Raw genomic sequence first — 19,582 nt, 5'->3', positions numbered from 1 at the left:
GGCGGACTATTTTCGAAGACTATGCGGCAATGCTATTGACCCCGCATGCTATACGTCGAAATTGCCATCGTGGTCGTCCTCATCTGCGTGAACGGCCTTTTATCGATGTCCGAGCTTGCCATCGTCTCGTCCCGGCCGGCCCGGCTGAAGACGATGATAGACCGCGGCGTCAATGGCGCCGGCCGTGCCCTTGAGCTTGGCTCGAATCCCGGCAAGTTCCTGTCCTCGGTGCAGATCGGCATCACCCTGGTCGGCGTCCTCTCGGGCGCCTTCTCCGGCGCCACGCTCGGCGACCGGCTGTCGGTGTTCCTGGCCTCGACCGGCATCCGCGAGAGCATCGCCGATCCGCTCGGCGTCGGCATCGTCGTCGCCATCATCACCTATTTCTCGCTGATCGTCGGCGAACTGGTGCCCAAGCAGATCGCGCTGCGCGATCCCGAGCGCGTGGCCGCACGCGCCGCACCTGCCATGACCATCCTCGCCACCATCTCGGCGCCCCTGGTCTTCCTGCTCGATATTTCCGGCCGCGCCATCCTTTGGCTGCTCGGGCAACGGGGCGAAAGCGACGAGAAGGTCACCGACGAGGAGATCAAGATGCTGGTCGCCGAGGCCGAGCATCATGGCACCATCGAATCCGACGAGCGGCGCATGATCGCCGGCGTCATGCGGCTTGGCGACCGCGCCGTGCGCGCCGTGATGACGCCGCGCACCGAGGTCGACTGGATCAACCTGCAATCCGACGAGACAACCATCCGCAAGCTGTTGATGGAAACACAGCACTCGCGCCTGCCGGCCGGTGACGGTGGCGTCGACGTCATGGTCGGCGTCGTCCAGACCCGCGACGTGCTGGCCGCGATCCTTGCCGGCCGCCCGCTCGACCCGCGCAAGCATGTGCGCGCCGCGCCCATCGTCTATGACCAGGCCGATGCGCTGGATGTGCTGCAGAAGCTCAAGGAATCCGATGTGCCGATGGCGCTGGTCCATGACGAATACGGCCATTTCGAAGGCATCGTCAGCCCCGCCGACATACTGGAAGCCATCACCGGCGTCTTCCGCTCGGATGTCGACGCCGGCGACGAGGAAAACGCGGTCAGGCGCGATGACGGCTCCTGGCTGCTCGCCGGCTACATGCAGGCCGACGAGATGGCCGAGATCCTCGGCATCGACCTGCCCGAGAACCGCGACTACGAGACCGTCGCCGGCTACGTGCTGTCGCACATGCACCATCTGCCGGCGACCGGCGAATGCGTCGACGCGCAGGGATGGCGCTTCGAAGTGGTCGACCTCGACGGCCGCCGCATCGACAAGCTGATTGCCACCCGGCTGCCCGGCAGCCAACGCGAAGCGGTGCGCTGATAGCATCTGGGATCGGCTGCCGGCATGCCGGTGGCCGTCCAAGCAGAACTATCAACAGGCGAACTCGGCGCGGCCCATCCCGGTAGCGCGACGAAGGGCATTTCAAACTTTTTTCGCGCCCCGGTCGATTCTCCAGTGCCCCGTTCGTCATATCATCGAACCAACGCAATGAAGGAGAAGACCATGCGGTTCATGATGCTGATGATTCCCGCCGGCTACGCGGAGGCGGCGCCCGATGTCATGCCCGATGCCAAGGCGGTCGAGGGGATGATGAAATACAATGAGGAATTGAAGAAGGCCGGCGTGCTGCTGGCGCTGGACGGGCTGCATCCGCCGTCATCGGGCGCGCGGGTCACCTACAAGGGCGGCAAGCCCGCCGTCACCGACGGACCGTTCGCCGAGGTCAAGGAAGTTCTGGGCGGCTATTGGGTGATCGACGTGCGCTCGCGCGAGGAGGCCATCGAATGGGCTCGCCGCTGCCCCGCGGGCGAGAATGACGTGATCGAGGTTCGTCGCGTGTTTGAGATCAGCGAGTTTCCCGAAGACGTCCAGAAGGTGGCGGAAGGCTTTGGCGAGCTGAAGGGTTGACGGCCACAGCCACCATCGAAGCGGTCTGGCGGATCGAGCAGCCCAGGCTCACCGCCAGGCTGGCTCGCTATCTCAGGGACGTCGGGCTGGCCGAGGAGATCGCCGGCGATGCCTTCCTGCTGGCACTGGAGCGCTGGCCCCGGGACGGCATCCCGCGCAACCCGGCGGCTTGGTTGACACGGGTCGCCAGGAACCGGGCGCTCGACCGGCTGCGCCGTACCACCATGATCGACGGCAAGCATCGCGAACTCGCCATCGACCTCGCCAAACTGGAACGCGCAATGCCCGACATCGAGGGGGCGATCGACGAAGACGTGGATGACGACCTGCTGCGCCTGATCTTCACCGCATGCCATCCGGTGCTGGCGCCGGAACAGCGCGCCGCGCTTGCCCTGCGGTTGCTGGGCGGGCTGTCGACGACCGAGATCGCCCGCGCTTTCCTCGTTTCTGAAACCACTGTCGCCCAGCGCATCGTGCGCGCCAAACGGGCGCTTCGCGATGCCGCGATACCGTTCGAAACACCGCGCGGCGAGGAGCGGCGCGAACGGCTCGCCGCCGTGCTGGAGGTGGTCTATCTGATCTTCAACGAAGGCTATGTTGCGACAGCGGGGCCGGACTGGCTGCGGGGCGATCTCTGCGGCGAGGCCTTGCGCCTGGGCCGCTCGCTGGCGGCGCTGATACCGGACGAGCCCGAGGTGCATGGGCTTTTGTCCCTGATGGAATTCAACGCCTCGCGCTTCGCCGCCCGCATCGGCAAGGCGGGCGATCCGACCCTGCTGCTCGACCAGGACCGCACCCGATGGAACTGGTCGCTCATTCGGCACGGTCTCGGCGGCATGGGCCGCGCGATGACCCTGACGTCGACGCCGGGCCCCTATCTGCTGCAGGCGATGATTGCCGCCTGCCACAGCCGCGCGGTGGCCGCGGCCGACACCGACTGGATCGCCATATCAGCCCATTACCAGGCGCTTGCGCTGGCTGCTCCCTCGCCGATCGTCGAGATCAACCGGGCGGTGGCCGTCGGCATGGCGTTCGGACCCGCACAAGGTCTCGCCATCGTCGACGCGCTAAAGGACGAACCGCGCCTGAAGGACTCGCATCTCTTGCCCACGGTGCGCGGCGATCTTCTGGAGAAGCTGGGGCGTCCCGCCGAAGCCCGCGCCGAGTTCCGTCGTGCCGCCGGTTTGACCGGCAATGACAAGGAGCACGCGCTGTTGCTCAGCCGCGCGGGTGATTGGCCTGAGCACTCAAAGGGCAGCCCCTCCTGAAATCCCTCAGACAGCTGCTTCGATCGGTTCGGCAAGCCTTGGGTTCGAGCGCGCCGCGATCAGGCAACTGGCCACGATGAGGCCCGCTCCTGCCAGCGTGGTCCATGTCGCCGCCTCGTCGAAGAACAGCCAGCCGATCGCGACCGCCCAGATGAAGGCCGAGTATTCGGTCGGGATCAGGTATTGCGCTTCGGCGCGCGCATAGGCCCAGCTCATCAGGAACTGGCCGGCAAGCGACAGTGCCGTGACCCCGGCCAGCGGAAGCCAGAGATCGCACGGCAGGGCGATGGCGAGCCAAGGTGCCGCCAGCCCCAGGACGACCGCGACGGAAAGGTTCTGGAACAGCATGATCTCGATCGGCTTGGCCAGCAGCGCCTGCTGCCGCGCAAGGATCAGATTGTAGGCGTAGAACACCGTTGATGCGAGCACCGCCGCCGTGCCAAGCAGCGCATCCCTGGCATAGGTCGCATGCCCGAACTGTCCGGCCACGATGATGGCGACGCCGGCGATGCCGGCCACCGAGGCCCAGATCGCCTGACGCTGTATGCGTTCGCCGAGCATGAGCGCCGCGAGCAAAAGCGCGAACAGGGGCGCGATGAAACTGAGCCCGATCGCCTCCGCGAGCGGCAGCCTGGCGAGCCCCCAGAAGAACGACAACAGGACGATGCCGACAACCACGGCACGCAGCACATGCAGCCTCAGCACTGAAGCCGCCGGAAGCGAACGTGGTCCTGCCGACCAGCCCACGCCCGCGACCACCGTCGCTAGCATACTGCGCCACAGCACGGTGTTGTAGACGCCCATCGCGATGACCAGGACCTTCATCGCCGCGTCCATGGCGGACAGAAGGAAGATCGCGAGCGCGCATACGAGCACCGGGATCATGGGGGAAACGACACCGGCCAGGCTGGGTGACTTCACGGACTTGCTCATGCTGGGCATCGCAGCCGGATATATCGCGGCGAACGGCAGGGCCAGATGGCAGCCCGGTCCATGTGCCGGTCCAAGAGGATACGGGGCTGTGCCGCGTCGGCTGCCGCCATCCCACCATTTTTCTGGCTCCGCCTCAGTGTGCGTCGGCGGGCAGAGGCTTTGGCGCGACGTTGCGCAGGAACGGAACGAGCGCCGTGGCGATGACGAAGGCGACCATGATCACCAGGAACGCGTCGGCGTAGGCCATGGTGGATGCCTCGCGATATGCCAGTTGCCAGAGTTGCTTCAGCGACGCCGTATGACCGTCGTCGATTGCGCCGGGCAACTGCCCGTAGCGAAGCGCGACGTTGTCGACGAGCCGCATGGCGGCCCCGTTCCGCGGCGTCAGATGCGAGGCGATGGTCAGGAAATGGAAGTTGGTGCGGTCGTTCAGGATCGCGCCGCAAACGGCGATGCCGACCGCGCCGCCAAGATTGCGCATCGTGTTGAACAGGCCGCTGGCATATTTCAACCGTTCGGGCGGCAGGCTGCCAAGGCCGAGATTGACGCTTGGCGCCACCGCGAAGACCTGCGGGAAGCCGCGAAAGATCTGGGGCAGGAGCAGCTGCGCGGCGCCCCATTCGCTGGTGATGGCACTGAAACTCCACATCGACGCGCCGAAGGAGGCCAGCCCGAACATCATCAGCCAGCGCGTGTCGAAGCGCTTGGCGAGAAAGATGTAGACGGGAACGCCAACCATCGAAGCGACGCCGGTGGAGAATACCGCCAGTCCGGTCTGCAGGGCGTCGTAGCCGCGCACGTAACCCAGGAACAGCGGTGTGAGATAAATCGTGGCAAAGATGCCGATGCCGGTGACGAAGGACAGGAAGCAGCCAATGGCGAAATTGCGGTTGCCGAAGGCGCGGAAATCCACGACCGGCTGGGAATAGGTCAGGCTGCGGATAACGAAGAGGACCATTGTGATCCCGGCAACCATGGCGCCGTTGCGGATCGTGGCATCGTCGAACCAGTTCCAGCGCGAGCCCTCCTCAAGCACGTATTCCGCCGTGCCGAGGCTGACCGCCATCAACACCATGCCGATATAGTCGGCGCCTTTCAGCAGCGACGGATCGGCCTTGTCGATCTTGACCAGCAGTGCCACGAGGAGCGTGATGATGGTGCCGGGAATGACGTTGACGTAGAACAGCCAGTGCCAGTTCAGCGTGTCGGTGATCCAGCCGCCGATGACCGGCCCGAGCGTCGGCGCGATCGAGGCGATGCTGCCGACCACCGCTGCCGCATAGACCCGCCTCGGCCCCTGGAAGTAATGAAACGACGAGGTGAAGACCGTCGGGATCATCGACGCTCCGAGCAGCCCCTGCAACGCACGGAACACGATCATGCTCTCTATGTTCCAAGCCAGGCCGCACAGCATGCTGGCGAGCGTGAAGCCGGCGGCCGAGATGGTGAAAAGCCAGCGTGTGGAAAACACCCGGGTGAGCCAGCCCGACAGCGGAATGACGATGATTTCCGCCACCAGATACGACGTCTGCACCCAGCCGATCTGGTCTTGCGCCGCCGATAGGCCGCCGCCGATGTCCTGCAGAGAGGAGGCCACGATCTGGATGTCGAGAAGCGCGATAAACATCCCCACGCACATGACCATGAATGGCGCGATGCTTGCGAGGAAAGACTGAGGAGCGGCGGGCTCTGACATTGTGCCCTCAGTGCGAAGCCGTATCGACCGTCACGGTGGTCGACAGCCCCGGCCGTAGCGCGACTGTCCGTGTCTGGCCGGGGTCGATCGTGACCCGGACCGGGACGCGCTGGACGATCTTGGTGAAATTGCCGGTCGCGTTCTGCGCCGGGATCACGCTGAAGATCGCTCCCGTCGCCGGCCCCAGGCTGGTGACATGCCCCTTGAGCGGCTCGTCTGGCGCAATGTCCGAATAGACCGTCGCCGCCTGCCCGTCTGTCATGTGGAGCAGTTGGTCTTCCTTGAAATTGGCATCGACCCACAGGCCCTTGTCCGGAACGATGGTCAGCAGATAGCTGCCCGGCGAGACATAGGTGCCGACCTGCGCCAGCCTGTTGCCGACGATGCCGTCGATGGGCGAGCGGATTTCGGTGAAGCCGAGATCGAGCCGCGCCGTATCGAGATCGGCCTTCGCCGCCGCGACCTCCGCGGTCGCTTCCGAAATCTGGGTGTTCAGGACGTCAAGTTGCTGTCTGGCGGCCGCAAGCCCGGCACGAGAGGCAGCCTCCGATGCCTTGGCCTGCCCGTCGGCTGCAAAACTCCTCTGGGCGTCCTGCTGCGAACCGGCCCTGGTGCTGGCGAGCACTTCATAGCGCCTGGCATCCTGCGACGTGAAAACGGCGGCGGCGCTCTTGGCCTCGAGATCGGCTTGCGCCTGCTCGATCAGCGAATTCTGCAGCGAAATCTGGGCGCCAAGATTGTCGAGCGCCGCCTGCTTCTGCTCGACCGATGCCTGCGCATGCGCCAGTGCGGCCTTGAAGGGCCGATCGTCGATGCGGATGATGAGCTGGCCCGTCGCGACGTGCTGGTTGTCGTCAACGAGGATCTGATCGATATGCCCGGCGACTCGTGGTGCCAGCGGCGTTACATTGCCGCCGACATAGGCATCATCGGTCGACACCAGGAAACGGCCGGCCTGCCACCACTGGAAGCCATACCATCCGGCGACACCCATGGCGATCGCGGCTCCCGCCATCAGCCACGGCTTGCGGCGCTTCTGGACGGGAGCGGGAACCTGAACACTCGATGGCTGCGCCGGCTGCAACTCGGCCGCTGAGAGAACCTTGTTCATCTGCTTCGCGCCTCTTGATGGCTTTGATCGACCAACGTGTTGTCGACGAGCGGAAGACCTGAGCCCTCGCTGGCAAAGCGATATCTCTGCCGCATGCGCTCGGTGGCCATTGGCGCCGTGGCCATGGTGAAGTCCTCGCTGTCCAGTTCCCTGCCGCTGTGACGATCGACCACAACGGGCTCGGCCCAGCGCCCATCCACTTTGTCCACCATCACCAGGCTCGGGCCTTCGGGTGCCAGATGCTTGTTGCCCCAGGCGAGCAGGGTAAGCAGGACCGGGCGGAAGTCGCGTGCCTTGGCGGTCAGCACATATTCGTGGCGAAGCGGGCGCTCGCAGTAGGCGCGCTTCTCGAACAGACCGCGCTCGACCAGGCTGTTCAGCCGTCGCGTGAGGATGTTGGGCGCGATCTCCAGGCTCTTCTGAAACTGGTCGAAGCGCGTCAGGCCCTGGAATGCGTCCCGCAGAAGCAGGATGCTCCACCACTCGCCGACATCGTCAAGACTGCGTGCGATGGGACAGGGGCGTGTTTCGAAGCTTGTCTTTGCAACCATGGCATGAGCCTCTTTCATAATGATAGTGACTCATAGCTCAAGTTAGTTTCATTATGCAAGTCACTCGGTCGTGATCAAATAGCCTGGGCCCCGTTTCGCGGAAGATCGGAAAGCGCCCTGAGAGCGATCTCCGGGCACTGGATCGCGGTCATCCCCGACCATCTGTTCGACGGGCTCCGGCGGCTGACCGCGCTGAAGGCGCAGATGCCCGGAATGGACATTGCGGGTTGCCGACGCCGGGGCCCCATTGCAGACTGACGACCGTCTTCAGAATGGATCGACGAAAATGCACCGCACGGCTTCGGGCGACCTTCATTCGACCTACACTCTTGGTGAGCTACGCATCATCGCCTTGCGCGATGGCTATGTCGACATGCCGGTCGGACGGCTTCGACAACGCGACGACAAGCCATTTGGCGACGGATTGCCGGAACAGGTCGCATTGGTTGGCGGCCAGCTCAGGCTCTCCGTCAATGCCTTCGCGATTGACGATGGACATGAGATCATCATGATCGATACCGGCGCTTCAAATGCCTGGCACCCGACCATGGGCCGGCTGCCCCAGGCGCTGGACGAAGCCGGCATCGATGTCGGACGTGTCCGCACCGTCTGCTTCACCCATACGCATCTCGACCACATCCATGGTCTTGTGCTTGCTGACGGTGGGGACGCTTTCCCGCGCCTGGCGCGCCTGCTCATTCCCCGGGAGGAACTCGGCTTGTTTCGCGCCGAAGCGCGGCTCGAAAGATTTCACGGCATGGCCGAACCATTCGCAGACGGAGACCGCATCGGGGCACATGTCGACATTATCGGCGCTCATGGCCATGAAGTGGGGCACAGCTGCTTTCGCGTTTCGAGCGGCGGCGAGCGCATCTTGATCTGGGGCGACACCGTTCACGTTCCATCGCTTCAGTTCGATCGGCCTGAGGTGGCGTGGGAATTCGATGAAGATCAGGACCTGGCGCGCGAGAGCCGGTTGCGGCTGCTGGCGCTCGCGGCGGACGACAATCATCTTGTTGCCGGCGCTCACCTGGACTGGCCCGGCATTGGCCGTGTCGTGCGATCCGGCGGCAGCTTTCGATTTGAGCCGCTATGATTGAAAAGGGCGGCGCCAGCGCCGCCCCCTATCCCTTGGGAGGATAATTCTTCCAGCGGATCAGGCCGCCTTGATTTCCTCGTCGACCACGTCGGCGTCGCGCGCCTTCTTCAGCGCCTTTGCCCACCATGCGACGTCGTTGACCAGCGCCGTGGCGGCCTGGTTCAGATGCTCCAGATCCTCAAGCTTCTTCTCACCCTGGCGGACGGCGAGGAAATCCCCCCACACGATGTGGACCGCCGCCTTGACCGGAGCCATCTGCAGCTCGACGGCATGCATGCGGAGCTGCTCGACGGCACGGGCACCGCCGACACCGCCATAGCCGACAAAGCCGGCCGGCTTCTTGTTCCATTCATTCGCGGCGTAATCGATGGCGTTCTTCAGCACGGCCGTCGGGCCGTGATTGTATTCGGCGGCGGTGAAGATGAAGCCATCGAACTCGGCGACCTTCTTCTGCCAGCGCAGCGCCACTTCGTTGGTTGACGGCACCCAGGCGGAGGATGCAACCTCGTCGAAGAACGGCAGCGGAAAATCTCTGAGGTCGACGATCTCGACGTCGATGTCGGCATGCGACCTGGCGATCTTGGCGATCCATTGGGTCGGCACATCGGCGAAGCGCGCGGCGCGCGTCGAACCGATGACGATGGCGATTTTGGGTTTTGACATGGGGCTCTCCATACAAGCAATGCTGGTATCGTTTAGATACCAGAGCTATATGAGATACTGACAAAGCGCTGCGCAAGGAGGCACTTTTTTGATACCGAGGCACCCACACCGCACCGAAGACTGCCGCGCCGTTTCGGAAATCCTGCAACGGGTCGGCGACAAATGGACCGTGCTGGTCGTCGGCAAGCTGGGCGACGGACCACTGCGTTTCAATGAATTGCGCACCGCCGTCGGCGGCATCTCGCAGAAGATGCTGACCACCACCTTGCGGGGGCTGGAGCGCGACGGTTTCGTCACCCGCACCGTATTCCCGACCATTCCGCCGCGCGTCGATTACGAATTGACCGAGTTGGGCCACGAACTGCTCGTGCCTGTCAGCGCGCTTGGCGAATGGGCGCGCCTCAACACGCAGCGCGTCAGGGCCGCGCGGGAAAAGTTCGATGGCGTCCATGCCTGAAGCCCTTGCGCCGCAAGGGTTTGCATACGGCATGGCGAAACGAATTCTACGGCTGCATTTGCATTCCGGCCCACAACCGGCTTTCGCCCCGGCTTGACTTAGGGTCCCGCTCGACCAGCTTGCCGTTCACGGTGCAGGTCGTCTCCGCCGTGCAGTTTTTCACAGCCATCGCACCGCACGGGGCCGCAACGCAGGTTTGGCATCTTGCCGCTCGCGGTTTGACACCGCGATTTTCGGAGACGCAACTCGCCTCGGCATCGTCATGTTTGGCCTCGGTGTAGGCGGTCGCGGCCAGCAGGCAGAACAGTCCCGCCAAGGCCCCCACCAATACGCCGTTCAGCAATGGTTGACGCATTGTCTCTCTCCCAGGCCCACCGGGAGATGGTCAACGAAACATGCGAACGCGACTATGAAAGGCATCACACAGCATTGCGGTCCTCGATGCCTCGCGGGACCTTTAAGGCGAGTTGGCCGTCAGCTTTCCGGGGGAACCACCTTCGGCTTGCCCTCGCCGTCCAGCGCCACCATGACGAAGTCGGCATGGGTGACCTTTTCCATCAGGTCGGAGAGGTAGCGCTGCGCCCAGGCCTCGACCTTGAGCGTCATCGAGGTGCGGCCCACTCGCTCGACATGGGTGTAGATGCACAGCGTATCGCCGATCTTCATCGCCTTGGCGAACGACATTTCCTTCACCGCCGCCGTCACCACGCGCCCCCTGGCGCGCTCTGCGGCGCGGATGCCGCAGGCCAGATCCATCTGCGCCATCACCCAGCCGCCGAAAATATCGCCGGCCGCATTGGCGTCCGAAGGCATGGCCAGCGTCCGCAGGGTCAAATCGCCGATCGGCCGGCCATCCGCGTATTGCACCATTGGCGAAACTCCTTGTCCGGTCGTTGACTGCCTACCTATCGCGAAACGAATGGTCAACGTGGGCTGGACGCGGAAGAAGCCGTTGGTAGCATCCGGCACTCGAACGTGAATCAGAGCGAGGAGCCATCCATGACACGCGCCATTGTCATCGACTTCGACACAAGCCCGGAGGACGCTGATCTCAATTTCAAGATCTGGATTTTCGCCGAGGATCTGTACCGGGCGTTGAAGTCGAACGAACTTGCCTCGCTTCCGCTCGGCGAGGTGGATCGTGTCGCATCCCGCCTGGTCATCCCCGTTCACTCCAAGAAGAAAGTCCGCCGTGCCTCGGTGTTGATAGACCACCTGCTCGAAACCCATTTCCTGACCGCCGTCGCGAACCTTTCGATTGTCGATGGACACAGCCAGGTCGTTGAATAGGCCTTGGTCGGTTTTTGCATTTCTCATCCAAGGGATCGACAGCCGTCACCGATGGGACACGAGAGCCGACATTCCGGTCGCTTTTTTCACAACCAATGCCGGAACGCCCGGCGACTTCGGAACCTCGTCGCGTCTAGGCTGCACCCCGAATTCCGGAGCCGCCCGTACCCATCATGCAGACTTATGATTTTATCATCGTGGGCTCCGGCTCGGCCGGCTCGGTGCTTGCCGACAAGCTGTCGGCATCGGGCCGCTTTTCAGTGCTGGTGCTCGAAGCCGGCGGCACCGACCGGCGCTTCTACGTGCAGATGCCGCTCGGCTACGGCAAGACCTTCTTCGACCCGGCGGTCAACTGGAACTACAAGGCCGAGGCTGACCCCGGCCTTGGCGGCAATGTCGACCACTGGCCACGCGGCAAGCTGCTGGGCGGTTCGAGTTCGATCAACGCCATGGTCTGGATCAGGGGCGCGCGCGAGGATTTCGACGACTGGCGCGCGGCCGGCAACCCAGGCTGGGGTTACGACGACCTCCTGCCCGCCTTCAAGGCGCTCGAGGACAATGAGGCCGGGGCCAATGCATGGCGCGGCACCGGTGGTCCGCTCCACATCACGGACACATCCAACGCTGTCCACCCGCTGACCAAACGCTATCTCGCCGCTGGCCAGCAGGCAGGCCTGCCGTTCAATCCCGACTTCAACGGCGCCGCCCAGGAAGGGGTCGGCGTCTACCAGATCTCGACCCGGAATGGCCGCCGAATGTCGGCCGCCCGCGCCTTCCTGCGCCCGGCGATGAAGCGCGGCAATGTGCGCGTCGAAACGAATGCGCTGGCGACGAAAATCCTGTTCGAGGGCAAGCGCGCGGTCGGCATCGAATATCTGCAGGACGGTCAGGCGAAGACCGCCCGCGCCGGCCGCGAGGTCATCCTTTCCGCCGGTTCGATCAATTCGCCGCAGTTGCTGCAACTGTCCGGCGTCGGGCCCGCGGCGCTGCTCAAGGGATTGGGCATTCCGCTCGTCCACGCCAACGAGAATGTCGGCGCGCATCTGCAGGACCATGTCGGCATCAACTACACCTTCAAGGGCCGCGTGCCGACGCTCAACCAGATCCTGCGCCCCTGGTGGGGCAAGCTGCTGGTCGGCATGCGGTACATCCTGACGCGTTCGGGCCCGCTGTCGCTGTCGATGAACCATGCCGGCGGCTTCTTCCGCACCGACCCGGCATTGTCGCGCCCCAACATGCAGCTCTATTTCCAGGCCTTCTCGACGGTCATCCCCAAGAGCGGCGAGCGCCCGATCCTGACGCCCGATCCGTGGCCGGGTTTCTCCATCGGCCTGTCCAACTGCCGCCCGTCGAGCCGTGGCGAGATCATGATCCGCTCCAAGGACCCGCTGGATTATCCCAGGATCGTCGCCAACGCCTATTCCACCAACGCCGATGTCGAAGAGATGCTGGCGGCGGTTAAGTTCGTGCGCAAGATCGCCGCGATGCCGGCCATGGCCGAGATCATCGCGGAAGAGGTTTTGCCAGGCCCGTCAATCACTTCCGACGCCGATCTGATTCAGGATTTCAGGAAGCGCTCCGGCACCGTCTACCACCCGGTCTCGACCTGCCGCATGGGCCCGGATCCGGTGCGCTCTGTCGTCGATCCGCGCCTGAAGATGCACGGCCTCGAGGGCCTGCGCGTCATCGACGCCTCGATCTTTCCCGACAACATCACCGGCAATACCAACGCCGCCTCGGTCATGACCGGATGGAAGGGCGCCGAACTGGTTCTGGAGGACCAAAAATGAAGATCACCGACGTCAAGACCTGGGTTGTCGGCAACCCGCCGCCCGGCATCGGCGGCAAGTATTTCATCTTCGTCAAGCTGACCACCGATAGCGGTGTCGTCGGCTATGGCGAGGCCTACAACGCCACCTTCTCGGCTCACGTCACGGCAAAGCTCGTCGAGGACATGGCCGAGCGCTATCTCGTCGGCCACGACCCGCACGACATCGAGACCTTCTTCCGCCGCGCCTATTCTTCCGGTTTCACCCAGCGGCCGGACGTGACCGGCATGGGCTGTTTCTCGGCGCTCGAAATGGCCTGCTGGGACATTATCGGCAAGGAGGCCAACAAGCCGGTCTACAAGCTGCTCGGCGGCCAGGTGCACGAGACGCTGCGCTCCTATACCTACCTCTACCCGCATACCGGCAGCGTCCACACCGAGGATGTGCACGGCAAGAACGTCTACAACGATCCCGACCTCGCCGCCGCCTGCGCGCTCGAATACGTCGAGCAGGGCTTCAATGCGGTCAAGCTCGATCCGGCTGGTCCCTACACCGCCTTCGACGGCCACCAGCCCCGCCTTGTCGACATCGATCTCTCCGCCCGCATGGTCAAGGCGATCCGCGAAGCCGTCGGCAACCGCGCCGACATCCTGTTTGGCACGCACGGCCAGTTCACCGCGTCCGGTGCGCTGCGCATGGCGCGTGCCATCGAACCCTATGACCCCTTGTGGTTCGAGGAGCCGGTGCCACCGGACATGCCTGAAGTGATGGCACAGGTGGCTCGCGGCACGTCGATACCGATTGCCACCGGCGAGCGGCTGACCACCAAGTTCGAGTTCGCCCGCGTCATCGAGAACCGCGCCGCGACCATCCTGCAGCCGGACCTCGGCCGCTCCGGTGGCATACTCGAGACCAAGAAGATCGCCGCGATGGCCGAGGCCTACCACATCCAGATCGCGCCGCATTGCTATTGCGGTCCGATCGTCGGCGCGGCCAACATCCAGCTGGCGGTGACGCTACCCAACTTCCTCATCCTGGAATCGCTCAAGCAGTGGGACGGTTTCCACGCGACGCTTCTGAAAAAGAAGATCGAGTGGCAGGACGGCAATGTCATCCCGTCGAAGGAGCCGGGGCTCGGCGTCGAGCTCAACGAGGCGGTCTGCGACGCGCACCCCTACACCGGCAAGGATCTGCACCTGCAGATGATGCAAACGCCGTTGATGCCGTGAGCGAGAGCTACGCCTTCATCGGCCTTGGCCATCTTGGCGGCAACCTGGCCGCCAGCCTGATCCGCAACGGTTTTGCCGTCACGGTCTTCGACCGCGACCCTGCCGCCGTCGAACGCCTCGTGGCGCTCGGCGCCACCGCCGCGAACAGCCCCGCCGAAGCGGCCGCCCGCGCCGGCAATGCCATCACCTGCCTACCCTCGCCCAAGGTCAGCGAAGCGGTTCTGGCCGGCCCCGGCGGCTTGCTCGAAGGCCTGTCCAAGGGCGGCACATGGATCGAGATGTCGACCAATGGCCGCGACGAGATCGTGCGCCTCGCGGGCCTCGCCGCGGTCAAAGGCGTCGAGACCTTGGAATGCCCGGTCACCGGCGGCGTGCATCTGGCGGCGGTGGGCAAGATCACCGCGCTGGTCGGCGGCGATGCCGAACTTTACGCACGCCACCGCGCCGCCGTCGAGGCGATGTGCGCGAAATCGTTCCTGATGGGGCCGATCGGGTCGGCGGCGGTGATCAAGGTCATCACCAACATGCTGGCCTTCATCCATCTCGTCGCCGCCGGCGAGGCGCTGATGCTGGCCAAACAGGGCGGGCTCGACCTCGCCCAGTCCTATCACGCGATCGTTGCCTCCTCCGGCAACAGCTTCGTGCACGAGACCGAAAGCCAGCTGGTGCTCAACGGCTCCTACGACATTGGCTTCACGATGGACCTGGCGCTGAAGGATCTCGGCTTCGCATTGGGCATGGGCAGGGATTTCGGCGTGCCGCTCGACCTGGCATCGCGCGTCAACGCGATTTTCGAGCAGGGCAAGCAGGAATATGGCGGCGGCGCGTGGTCGACCCAGATCGTCAAATTGCTCGAGGATGCCGTCGGCACCGACCTTCGCGCCCCCGGCTTTCCGGCGAAACTGGAAATTTGAGCCTCCGAAAATATCGAACGGTTTCAGTCCGTTGAGCGAGACTTCGGATTCCAGGTCGAAACAAGCTGAATCAATCTCGCAGCCTCTTGATTCAGAAGGTCGGCTCCGCTCCAATAATCGCATGGCGCTGAAGTCGGGAGGACTTGGAGGGCGGTTCCATGTATCTGGCGGTCGTCGTGCTCTTGATGGGAGTCTTTCCCATCATTTCGATCCTGGTCGAATCCGCGCGCCACGGTGACGCCGGCCTGGTGTTCCTTATCGGTAAGTGGTTCGTCTTCTGGGCGGTCGGCATGCGGCTTCTGCTTGCAGGTGTCAGGCAGATGGCCAATCCCGCCTTCACCGCCGATACGATCTTCGGCATCAAGGACAAGGCAGCGCATATCATTGTCCGCGAGCTTGGCTTCGCCAATGTCGCCATCGGCGTCCTGGGCGGCCTGTCGCTGCTGAACCCCGAATGGGTTGTGCCGGCGGCGATCGTCGGTTGCCTGTTCTATGGCCTGGCGGGCGCCCTGCATCTGCGCAGTGGCCATCGCAACAGCAATGAGAACATCGCCATGATCTCGGACCTGTTCATCTTCGTGGTGCTGGCGGTCTACCTCGCCGCGACAGCCTTCAGGCCGGCTTGAACGGCCATCGGCGCGACCACTTAAATATCTCGGCGTCAGCGCGCCGGGTCTTGAAGTGACCACCCGTTTTCATAACCTTCGTATTGGAAACAGATATGAAGAAGCTGATCCTGCCGGTATTTCTGATCTTGTGTGGATTTGACAACGTGGCCGCGGCTGCGGAAAGGCACGCGGCTTCATCAGTCCTTCCGAAAGATTTGAGCAAACTGGAGGGGATGTACTGGTATAATTCCAAGACCGTCTTTTTCCACAGCGGGAAGACCGAAAGTCACGACGTTACCGACGTCCTGGAATTGGTTCCTTACGATGTGGATTCCATGTATTTCCGAGCGTCGCTGCAATTTTCCAATGGTCATTCTTGTTCGATTTCCGGAATAGCGGAACGGGATCAGGGACGTCTTACCTACTATGATACGACCTATGGAAATGGCTGCATTCTGCATGTCGTCCCGACGTCGACGAGCGTGACTTTGGCCGACCCGACGGGCCAGTGCCGGGCAATGAGTTGCGGCGCCAGAGGCGTTTACGGCTATGAGCAGTTCTCGCCGAGGCACAAGAAGAAAATCACCTACATGGCCGGGCTGAAAAACTCCCTGCGGTATCAGGAAGCGGTGGTGAACTATGACAGATTGAAGCTTGCCAAGGCCCGCGGAATTGCCCCCGAGTGGTCCAACGCCAGAGCCATGCTCGGCGTCTATGCTTTCTGGGGCAATCTGGAGGGGGTAAGGCAGGCGTTGACGCAGGGCGCCAGTTTGGAGTTCGACGACAAGCAGACACACGGGCCTGTATGGGGTGCCGGATATAGCCGGGACATTGGGATCACGCAGTTGCTGCTCGATCACGGATTGAACGTCAACAAGTTGGAAAACGGAAAAACACTGCTTTCCCACGCTGCTTACAATCGCCCCGGACGAGCCCTGGGCGATCAGCAATTTGCGTACGTAAAGTGGCTTTTTGAGAAGGGGGCGGACGCCAGCATTGCTGATGCCGATGGGGAAAAGCCTGTAGACATAGCAATCAAGACGAAGGCCGATCGGCGAGTTGTGGATTTGCTCAAAGACAAATCCGAAAAGTAAATCTACCTCGCAACGCCGGTTCAATATCTCAGCGTCAGCGCGCCGGGCAGGATGTCGAAGGTCGCGGGTATGCGCCCCGGCGACTCGCCGTCTATGTCGACCATTGCCCCATTCTTCTCCAAGTCGCCGAGCGGTTCCACCACCACTTTCCTGCCACGCAATATGGTGATCGCCGGATGGTTGCGGTGCCGCCCGCCATAGAGCAGGCGGATGTCCCAGATCAGCTTCAGCTTGCCCGCCGCGCGCAGGATGACGATGTCGAACTGGCCGTCTGTCAGTTCGGCATCGGGCGCGATCATCATGCCGCCGCCGAAGAACTTTCCGTTGGCCACCGCCACCAGCGCCATGCGCGCCTCGACCGGCGTGCCGTCGTCGATGGTGATCCGTACATCCTGGAACCGGTAGCGGATGAATTCGACCACCGTGCGCCAGAAGAACAGCGCCTTGGCCGACACCCTGCCCTTGCGCTTGTCGGCATTGACGGCGCGATCCGTGGCGCCGGACAGGCCCAGGCTGGCGATGTTGATGAAGTGGCGGCTGGCCAGCGCGCCATGGTCGTCGACATAGCAGACGCGCCCGGCGTCGACCTTGCGTCCCTCGGCCTCGGCCAACCGCTTCAGCGTCGCATCCACCTCTTTCGGCAGCCCAAGCCCGCGCGCGAAATCGATGCCGGTGCCGCAAGGCAAGAGGCCGAGTTCGGTGGTGCGGCCGGTCTCCCGCGCCGCCTGCAGCAGGCCGTCGGCCACTTCGCTGGCCGTGCCGTCGCCGCCCGCCGCGATCACCAGGTCAAAGCCACTCACGGCGAGATCGATTGCCAGCCGCTCGGCGTCGCCCTCGGCTTGCGTCTCGCGCAACTCGACATCGCCAAAATGCCTTTTCAGCGAAGCGGCGACCTCCGGCCAATGCCGTTTCAGCCTGCCGCCGCCGGCAATCGGATTGAGCACCACCCCGACCTTCAAAACGCATCCTCCCCAGCGCCGGGCATGCAGTGCCCGATCCTTTGCCGGCATTGAAACCCGCGCCTGCAAGCGGAGCAAGGGGCGAAACGCGCAGTCCCTGGTTTCGCCGGCTGTCTTTGTCACCTCACGCTCTTTTAACTACCCAGGGCTGCAACGGCCTCCGCCATCGGCTAATGTTCGACGTCAGGTGAAGGCAATACTTCGTGACATTGATCCAGAAGCTTGCGATGGCCTACGCCTTGCTGTTCTTCGGCCTGGTCGCCATCGGCTACGTGCCTGCCTTCAACGACGCCAACGGCAATCTGTTCGGCCTGTTTTCGCTGCAACGGTATGACGACCTGCTGCATGCCTTCACTGGCATCGTTATCAACGGTTCTGCTCGCTCAACGCAGCACTCGCCGAACCGGCCTCACGTTACCGTGCGCCGATTGCATCGGGTGTGCTGCCGGCGCTGATGATGGCGGGCGGAACGTGTCTACGACTACTGATGCTTTTCTATCACCTCCGATGCCAAAGCGGCCTTTGGCTTGGCTCGCCACGTTCATTCCACAATCGCATCCCAATCCCGCCTTGTTCCCCGGCGATGGGTGAGCTGGGGGAATTGAAGGGACAAGACCGTGATCAAGACCGCCCTTGTCGCCATGACCATCGTCGGCTGCGACTGCGACGCCAAGCTTTGCGAATATATCGGCGAGACGCCCGCCAAATGGGCGACCGTCGCCGATTGCGAAGCCGCGATGAAAAGCCAGATCCTGCGTCAGCACAATTTCAACTATCCGCTGGTGTCCGGCATCTGCCGCACCAAGGGTTCGTCGTCATCTTCGCAACTGGCGGCGACCGCGTCCGGCCCCGAACTGAAGTCTGTCAACCGGGCCGTTGAACCCGAAACGCCATTGCCGCCCGAACTGAGCCACCGGCCGAACGTCCCTGTCGGCTCCCCGACGACAGCCATGGAGGCGGCCGCCGCCCGGCCTGTTGCCTATGAGCAGGTGGTGGATGGCGGCACCGGGGTGCTCTATCGCACGAAGAACGGCTACGCCGTGGTCAAGACCGATCTCGGCCGGGCGGCATCGGCAACCGCCGACGCCGCGAAACGCTCCGTGAACTGGCTGGCCGGCCTGATGCCGAGAGGACTGTAGACCCCTTGATCGATCGCGCTCGCTTTCAAGCAGCCAAGTGCCGACGAAATCGACCGCCGGCGCCCCAGCCTAAAGCTTGAGCTTCTAAAGCTTGACCTTGAGGCTTTCCCAGAATTTGTCGAGCAGCGGCGCTTCGCTGCTGTCGTTCTTGTGGTCGATGCGGGTGACCATGATGATGCCCTGGTCGTCGCCGCCATAGCTCAGCACCTCGTAATCGGCACTCTCCGTACGCGTCTTCACCGTAGCGTGAATGCCGGTCAGTTCCTTGCCGTCGGCAAGCTTGCGCGTCGTCGGCTCCTGCGTCAGCGCCGCGCCCGCCTGCACGGATTCCTTGGTCATTTCCTGCAGCATCAACTGGTTCAGCGACACCGGGTTCATCGCCGAATATTCCTGTACCAGCACGATCGTGCCAAGCGCCGATGCCATCAGGTACTGTTTGATGTTGTCGCCGAGGTCGGTCTTGGTGACCGAGATGTTGCTGGGATGGACGAAGGAGAAGCTGCCGCCGGAAAAGGTGGCGAAGGCGTTGCGCTCCAGCGTTGCCTTGGCCTGCTTGCCGTCCGGCAGAGTGATATCGACACTTTCGCCGGCATCGATATCGACGGCAACGCCGTCTATCGTCAGCTTGAAGGCCTTCAAATCCTCCGCCCGGGCCGATGCGCAAAGCGCGATGAAAGCCAGTGTTGCCACTGCTTTTCTCATCCGCATGAAGTCTCCTGTCAGGTTCCACGCCAGCCCGCTCAGCGCCTTGATGGCACGATAGAACGTCGAGGAAAACCGTTCCGTGGGGTCACGTTGCCGTTGGCGGTGGGTAACGTCCGCGGCCCTTCGGACAGCGCCAGCAAAATGGCCGGCCCA

General features: G+C 63.3%; 22 protein-coding genes. 13 read left to right on the top strand and 9 right to left on the bottom strand.

The window, feature by feature from the left end; genetic code table 11:
• The first annotated feature begins 45 nt into the window (after window positions 1-45).
• The 3 genes from ACO07C_RS24375 (at window position 46) to ACO07C_RS24365 (ending at window position 3,212) form a co-directional block, all read left to right on the top strand.
• The gene (locus tag ACO07C_RS24375; protein WP_421916720.1) at window positions 46-1,356 is read left to right on the top strand and encodes a hemolysin family protein; all 1,311 of its coding nucleotides are present in this window, start codon (window positions 46-48) and stop codon (window positions 1,354-1,356) included.
• A gap of 183 nt (window positions 1,357-1,539) precedes the next feature.
• On the top strand, window positions 1,540-1,944 hold the full coding sequence (locus ACO07C_RS24370) for a YciI family protein (protein WP_421917595.1): 405 nt from the start codon (window positions 1,540-1,542) through the stop codon (window positions 1,942-1,944).
• Entirely contained in the window at window positions 1,941-3,212 is a 1,272-nt protein-coding gene (locus ACO07C_RS24365) for an RNA polymerase sigma factor (protein ID WP_421916719.1), read from the top strand. The genes ACO07C_RS24370 and ACO07C_RS24365 overlap by 4 nt, the downstream gene beginning before the upstream one ends.
• 6 nt (window positions 3,213-3,218) lie before the next feature.
• Here the strand turns inward: ACO07C_RS24365 and ACO07C_RS24360 are convergent, their stop codons facing one another.
• From ACO07C_RS24360 to ACO07C_RS24345, 4 genes are all read right to left on the bottom strand, one after another.
• Window positions 3,219-4,145, bottom strand: a complete 927-nt coding sequence (locus ACO07C_RS24360; RefSeq protein ID WP_421916718.1) for a DMT family transporter — start codon at window positions 4,143-4,145, stop codon at window positions 3,219-3,221.
• Between the two features lie 133 nt (window positions 4,146-4,278).
• Window positions 4,279-5,784, bottom strand: a complete 1,506-nt coding sequence (locus ACO07C_RS24355) for a DHA2 family efflux MFS transporter permease subunit (protein WP_421917594.1) — start codon at window positions 5,782-5,784, stop codon at window positions 4,279-4,281.
• Between the two features lie 64 nt (window positions 5,785-5,848).
• Window positions 5,849-6,952, bottom strand: coding sequence for an HlyD family secretion protein (locus ACO07C_RS24350; protein ID WP_421916717.1), 1,104 nt, complete (start codon window positions 6,950-6,952; stop codon window positions 5,849-5,851).
• Window positions 6,949-7,503 (bottom strand): winged helix-turn-helix transcriptional regulator, encoded by a 555-nt coding sequence (locus ACO07C_RS24345; protein ID WP_421916716.1) that lies wholly within the window; start codon window positions 7,501-7,503, stop codon window positions 6,949-6,951. Before ACO07C_RS24345 ends, ACO07C_RS24350 begins: the two co-directional genes overlap by 4 nt.
• Window positions 7,504-7,789: 286 nt before the next feature.
• Between ACO07C_RS24345 and ACO07C_RS24340 the strand changes: the two genes are divergently transcribed.
• The gene (locus ACO07C_RS24340; protein WP_421916715.1) at window positions 7,790-8,599 is read left to right on the top strand and encodes an MBL fold metallo-hydrolase; all 810 of its coding nucleotides are present in this window, start codon (window positions 7,790-7,792) and stop codon (window positions 8,597-8,599) included.
• A 60-nt stretch (window positions 8,600-8,659) separates the two neighbouring features.
• Here ACO07C_RS24340 and ACO07C_RS24335 read toward each other — a convergent pair whose 3' ends face one another.
• On the bottom strand, window positions 8,660-9,265 hold the full coding sequence (locus tag ACO07C_RS24335; protein ID WP_421916714.1) for an NADPH-dependent FMN reductase: 606 nt from the start codon (window positions 9,263-9,265) through the stop codon (window positions 8,660-8,662).
• An 88-nt stretch (window positions 9,266-9,353) separates the two neighbouring features.
• Between ACO07C_RS24335 and ACO07C_RS24330 the strand changes: the two genes are divergently transcribed.
• Window positions 9,354-9,722: a winged helix-turn-helix transcriptional regulator gene (locus tag ACO07C_RS24330; protein ID WP_421916713.1), complete on the top strand. Its 369-nt coding sequence runs from the start codon at window positions 9,354-9,356 to the stop codon at window positions 9,720-9,722.
• 46 nt (window positions 9,723-9,768) lie between these two features.
• Here ACO07C_RS24330 and ACO07C_RS24325 read toward each other — a convergent pair whose 3' ends face one another.
• Both ACO07C_RS24325 and ACO07C_RS24320 read right to left on the bottom strand, forming a co-directional pair.
• Window positions 9,769-10,077 carry a hypothetical protein gene (locus ACO07C_RS24325; protein ID WP_421916712.1) on the bottom strand — a complete coding sequence of 103 codons (309 nt, stop codon included), beginning with the start codon at window positions 10,075-10,077 and terminating at the stop codon, window positions 9,769-9,771.
• A gap of 119 nt (window positions 10,078-10,196) precedes the next feature.
• Window positions 10,197-10,592: an acyl-CoA thioesterase gene (locus ACO07C_RS24320; protein ID WP_421916711.1), complete on the bottom strand. Its 396-nt coding sequence runs from the start codon at window positions 10,590-10,592 to the stop codon at window positions 10,197-10,199.
• Window positions 10,593-10,721: 129 nt separating this feature from the next.
• Here ACO07C_RS24320 and ACO07C_RS24315 point away from each other — a divergent pair, with 129 nt between their 5' ends.
• The 6 genes from ACO07C_RS24315 to ACO07C_RS24290 all read left to right on the top strand — a co-directional run bounded on the left by ACO07C_RS24315 (window position 10,722) and on the right by ACO07C_RS24290 (window position 16,626).
• Window positions 10,722-11,012: a hypothetical protein gene (locus ACO07C_RS24315; RefSeq protein WP_421916710.1), complete on the top strand. Its 291-nt coding sequence runs from the start codon at window positions 10,722-10,724 to the stop codon at window positions 11,010-11,012.
• A gap of 173 nt (window positions 11,013-11,185) precedes the next feature.
• Window positions 11,186-12,802: a GMC family oxidoreductase gene (locus ACO07C_RS24310; RefSeq protein ID WP_421916709.1), complete on the top strand. Its 1,617-nt coding sequence runs from the start codon at window positions 11,186-11,188 to the stop codon at window positions 12,800-12,802.
• Window positions 12,799-14,010, top strand: a complete 1,212-nt coding sequence (locus ACO07C_RS24305; RefSeq protein WP_421916708.1) for a mandelate racemase/muconate lactonizing enzyme family protein — start codon at window positions 12,799-12,801, stop codon at window positions 14,008-14,010. The genes ACO07C_RS24310 and ACO07C_RS24305 overlap by 4 nt, the downstream gene beginning before the upstream one ends.
• On the top strand, window positions 14,007-14,924 hold the full coding sequence (locus ACO07C_RS24300; RefSeq protein ID WP_421916707.1) for an NAD(P)-dependent oxidoreductase: 918 nt from the start codon (window positions 14,007-14,009) through the stop codon (window positions 14,922-14,924). The genes ACO07C_RS24305 and ACO07C_RS24300 overlap by 4 nt, the downstream gene beginning before the upstream one ends.
• Window positions 14,925-15,082: 158 nt before the next feature.
• On the top strand, window positions 15,083-15,550 hold the full coding sequence (locus tag ACO07C_RS24295) for a DUF6790 family protein (protein ID WP_421916706.1): 468 nt from the start codon (window positions 15,083-15,085) through the stop codon (window positions 15,548-15,550).
• A gap of 95 nt (window positions 15,551-15,645) precedes the next feature.
• Window positions 15,646-16,626 (top strand): ankyrin repeat domain-containing protein, encoded by a 981-nt coding sequence (locus tag ACO07C_RS24290; RefSeq protein ID WP_421916705.1) that lies wholly within the window; start codon window positions 15,646-15,648, stop codon window positions 16,624-16,626.
• Window positions 16,627-16,646: 20 nt separating this feature from the next.
• On the opposite strand, the gene ACO07C_RS24285 is transcribed toward ACO07C_RS24290, so the two are convergent.
• Window positions 16,647-17,585 (bottom strand): diacylglycerol/lipid kinase family protein, encoded by a 939-nt coding sequence (locus tag ACO07C_RS24285; protein WP_421917593.1) that lies wholly within the window; start codon window positions 17,583-17,585, stop codon window positions 16,647-16,649.
• 203 nt (window positions 17,586-17,788) lie between these two features.
• Between ACO07C_RS24285 and ACO07C_RS24280 the strand changes: the two genes are divergently transcribed.
• Both ACO07C_RS24280 and ACO07C_RS24275 read left to right on the top strand, forming a co-directional pair.
• Window positions 17,789-18,040 (top strand): hypothetical protein, encoded by a 252-nt coding sequence (locus tag ACO07C_RS24280; RefSeq protein WP_421916704.1) that lies wholly within the window; start codon window positions 17,789-17,791, stop codon window positions 18,038-18,040.
• 162 nt (window positions 18,041-18,202) lie between these two features.
• Complete coding sequence (locus ACO07C_RS24275) at window positions 18,203-18,724, top strand: hypothetical protein (RefSeq protein WP_421916703.1); 522 nt, start codon at window positions 18,203-18,205, stop codon at window positions 18,722-18,724.
• An 84-nt stretch (window positions 18,725-18,808) separates the two neighbouring features.
• Here ACO07C_RS24275 and ACO07C_RS24270 read toward each other — a convergent pair whose 3' ends face one another.
• Window positions 18,809-19,426 carry a hypothetical protein gene (locus ACO07C_RS24270; protein WP_421916702.1) on the bottom strand — a complete coding sequence of 206 codons (618 nt, stop codon included), beginning with the start codon at window positions 19,424-19,426 and terminating at the stop codon, window positions 18,809-18,811.
• Between the last annotated feature and the right edge of the window lie 156 nt (window positions 19,427-19,582).

The organism is Mesorhizobium sp. (genome assembly GCF_965229135.1).
Lineage (GTDB): Bacteria > Pseudomonadota > Alphaproteobacteria > Rhizobiales > Rhizobiaceae > Mesorhizobium.
Note: the sequence above shows the minus strand (reverse complement) of the source record. Positions and strands in the feature narration are given on the sequence as shown.

What these genes read in the sequence shown, in the direction of transcription:
- ACO07C_RS24335 (WP_421916714.1), bottom strand. Translation starts at nt 9,265, where the DNA reads ATGTCAAAACCCAAAATCGCCATCGTCATCGGTTCGACGCGCGCCGCG.
- ACO07C_RS24320 (WP_421916711.1), bottom strand. Translation starts at nt 10,592, where the DNA reads ATGGTGCAATACGCGGATGGCCGGCCGATCGGCGATTTGACCCTGCGG.
- ACO07C_RS24270 (WP_421916702.1), bottom strand. Translation starts at nt 19,426, where the DNA reads ATGAGAAAAGCAGTGGCAACACTGGCTTTCATCGCGCTTTGCGCATCG.
- ACO07C_RS24370 (WP_421917595.1), top strand. Translation starts at nt 1,540, where the DNA reads ATGCGGTTCATGATGCTGATGATTCCCGCCGGCTACGCGGAGGCGGCG.
- ACO07C_RS24360 (WP_421916718.1), bottom strand. Translation starts at nt 4,145, where the DNA reads ATGAGCAAGTCCGTGAAGTCACCCAGCCTGGCCGGTGTCGTTTCCCCC.
- ACO07C_RS24290 (WP_421916705.1), top strand. Translation starts at nt 15,646, where the DNA reads ATGAAGAAGCTGATCCTGCCGGTATTTCTGATCTTGTGTGGATTTGAC.
- ACO07C_RS24345 (WP_421916716.1), bottom strand. Translation starts at nt 7,503, where the DNA reads ATGGTTGCAAAGACAAGCTTCGAAACACGCCCCTGTCCCATCGCACGC.
- ACO07C_RS24350 (WP_421916717.1), bottom strand. Translation starts at nt 6,952, where the DNA reads ATGAACAAGGTTCTCTCAGCGGCCGAGTTGCAGCCGGCGCAGCCATCG.
- ACO07C_RS24340 (WP_421916715.1), top strand. Translation starts at nt 7,790, where the DNA reads ATGCACCGCACGGCTTCGGGCGACCTTCATTCGACCTACACTCTTGGT.
- ACO07C_RS24315 (WP_421916710.1), top strand. Translation starts at nt 10,722, where the DNA reads ATGACACGCGCCATTGTCATCGACTTCGACACAAGCCCGGAGGACGCT.
- ACO07C_RS24375 (WP_421916720.1), top strand. Translation starts at nt 46, where the DNA reads ATGCTATACGTCGAAATTGCCATCGTGGTCGTCCTCATCTGCGTGAAC.
- ACO07C_RS24310 (WP_421916709.1), top strand. Translation starts at nt 11,186, where the DNA reads ATGCAGACTTATGATTTTATCATCGTGGGCTCCGGCTCGGCCGGCTCG.
- ACO07C_RS24355 (WP_421917594.1), bottom strand. Translation starts at nt 5,784, where the DNA reads ATGTGCGTGGGGATGTTTATCGCGCTTCTCGACATCCAGATCGTGGCC.
- ACO07C_RS24305 (WP_421916708.1), top strand. Translation starts at nt 12,799, where the DNA reads ATGAAGATCACCGACGTCAAGACCTGGGTTGTCGGCAACCCGCCGCCC.
- ACO07C_RS24295 (WP_421916706.1), top strand. Translation starts at nt 15,083, where the DNA reads ATGTATCTGGCGGTCGTCGTGCTCTTGATGGGAGTCTTTCCCATCATT.
- ACO07C_RS24325 (WP_421916712.1), bottom strand. Translation starts at nt 10,077, where the DNA reads ATGCGTCAACCATTGCTGAACGGCGTATTGGTGGGGGCCTTGGCGGGA.